The 2402-nt window shown below is 40.8% G+C and carries 2 protein-coding genes; both read right to left on the reverse strand.

The window, feature by feature from the left end:
- Positions 1–992, reverse strand: a 992-nt coding sequence (locus RUMCAL_RS13325; RefSeq protein ID WP_021683510.1) for a leucine-rich repeat domain-containing protein, incomplete at its 3' end; no start/stop codon positions are given.
- Positions 993–1132: 140 nt separating this feature from the next.
- Positions 1133–1981: a hypothetical protein gene (locus RUMCAL_RS13330; protein WP_169726021.1), complete on the reverse strand. Its 849-nt coding sequence runs from the start codon at positions 1979–1981 to the stop codon at positions 1133–1135.
- Between the last annotated feature and the right edge of the window lie 421 nt (positions 1982–2402).

The following is a 2402-nucleotide window of genomic DNA, read 5'->3' on the forward strand; positions in this document are numbered from 1 at the left end:
AGGCTTGTACAGTCAGAAAATGCACAATCTCCAATACTGGTTACACTGTCCGGAATCGTGATGCTGGTCAGATTTTCACACTCATAAAACGCACGATATCCAATACTAATCACGCTGTCCGGAATCGTGATGCTGGTCAGACTTGTACAGTCTTCAAATACATTTTCACCAATACTGGTCACACTGTTCGGAATCGTGATGCTGGTCAGGCTTGTACAGCCAGAAAACGCAAATTCTCCAATACTAGTCACGCTGTTTGGAATGGTGATACTGGTCAAACTTTCGCAGACACAAAACGCCTCTTCACCAATACTGGTCACGCTGTCCGGAATCGTGATGCTGGTCAAACTTTCGCAGCCACCAAACGCATCTTTACCAATACTGGTCACGCTGTCCGGAATCGTGATGCTGGTCAGACTTTTACAGTCAGAAAATGCACCATTTCCAATACTGGTCACATCATCGGGAATCGTAAGCTTTGTGATTTTATTGTTTCTCAAAAAAAAATTATAGCGTGAATCACTCCAATAATTGCCGAAATCAATTTCTAACCATGCTTTTAAATCTGTTATTATAATGCTGGTCAGGCTTTTACAGCCACAAAACGCGTTATATCCAATACTGATCACGCTGTTCGGAATCGTGATGCTGGTCAGGCTTTTACAGCCACAAAACGCTTCGTATCCAATACTGGTCACGCTGTCCGGAATCGTAATGCTGGTCAAACTTGTACAGCCATAAAACGCATATCTTCCAATACTGGTCACGCTGTCCGGAATGGTGATGCTGGTCAGACTTTTACACTCATAAAACGCTGAATCTCCAATACTGGTCATGCTGTCCGGAATGATGATGCTGGTCAGACTTCCACACCAATAAAACGCATTTTCTCCAATACTGGTCACACTGTCCGGAATCACAACATCCTTATCCTTACCAGTATACTCTATCAGTACACCATCTTCAATCTGAAAATCACTGTTATTGCTCATTTTGGAAACGCCCTCCTAAAATATTTTTATCATTACAAATTCAATACCACTATTATACACTTTCTTATGACTAAAATCAAGATTTATTTTGAAATTTGCTGAAAAATGCTGTTGATTATATACCGTGAATTGCATTTCGGTCATACATTGTCAGTTGGTTCTGTTCCAATCAGCGGAACTTCTACCACCGGTTCTTCAAACCAATTCGCACCGGTCCGAAAGCGTAATGTCGTAAAATCTCCGGTCATTTCGTTTCTATAGATCGCATTGTCAAAATCATCGTACATAACATTTACAAAGTGCATCTGGAGCAATGCGTCTTTGTCGAACTGCTGCAGGAATTTCAGAGAATCATAAAAATCTTCCCGCGCAAAAGTAATCGTATCTTTTGTGAAATTATACATAGATGCACGAACTTCTATACGAATCCGATCCTCTTCATGACACTCAAACTGTTCGAAAGGAACATAGCGTTTTTGCGGATCCGGCTCACGATAGCCCAAAAACACACCTGAATCGAATATAAGGTACTCTTCTTCACCTCTCATATAGTACAGTTCTTCGATAAAACTGTCCGGATTTTTGCCTTTGAGGATTTTGATTGTTTTTTCATCAAACACCCATGAACAGCTGTAATATTTTATCATATGTGCAAGCACGTTTTCCTTTTTCGTTTGAAAAAGCTCCATCCAGCCTTTCAGATTCATGGTGATTTCTGCCGTAAAAGCATCATCGACACCCCATTCTGTTTTTCCGTTGTATTCCGAAAGCGGAAGCTTTTGAGAGCTTACTGCACCACACGACCAGCAGAAACTGCTAAGATCAGCACTGCCGGACATCAGGGCGTAAGAGCCATTGTGAAGTGCTTCGATTTTTCTTAAAATGCCACTGATCTGAAAAGTCAGCCATCTGCACAGACAGCTGTATCCCGACTTCAGATGATACTCTGTGTAGTCCGGTTGCACATCCTCAGAAAATTCACTCCACACAACATCTTCCTGTGAAACCGCATTCTTCTCCTCAGCATCTTGAAACAGTTTCCGCAGCTGCTGCAAAATTGCCTGTGCTTCTGGTGTATTGGTGTAAATTCGAGCAATTGCCCGAAACAATCCTAATTGAGCCATTTGAATTTCCTCCTATAAAAATAGGTTTTATTTCTTTTGATATTGATATTATATCACTTTAGTTTTTCAAATTTGATATAACTATATTTTTTTGAAAAATCAAGCAATTTTTCATAGGCCTCCACAAGTACACCTTATACCGATCATCTTTCGAAGGTCAGTGCAGCGGTGCTGCTTTGATGGTTTGCGAACAAATGAACTGCATCTACTCTACCATAGAACTGGATGAAAAGTAACCGCCAACCACACCCAAACGTTGATTCGGCACTAAAAAAGCGATAAAATA

Source organism: Ruminococcus callidus ATCC 27760, assembly GCF_000468015.1.
Classification (GTDB): domain Bacteria; phylum Bacillota; class Clostridia; order Oscillospirales; family Ruminococcaceae; genus Ruminococcus_C; species Ruminococcus_C callidus.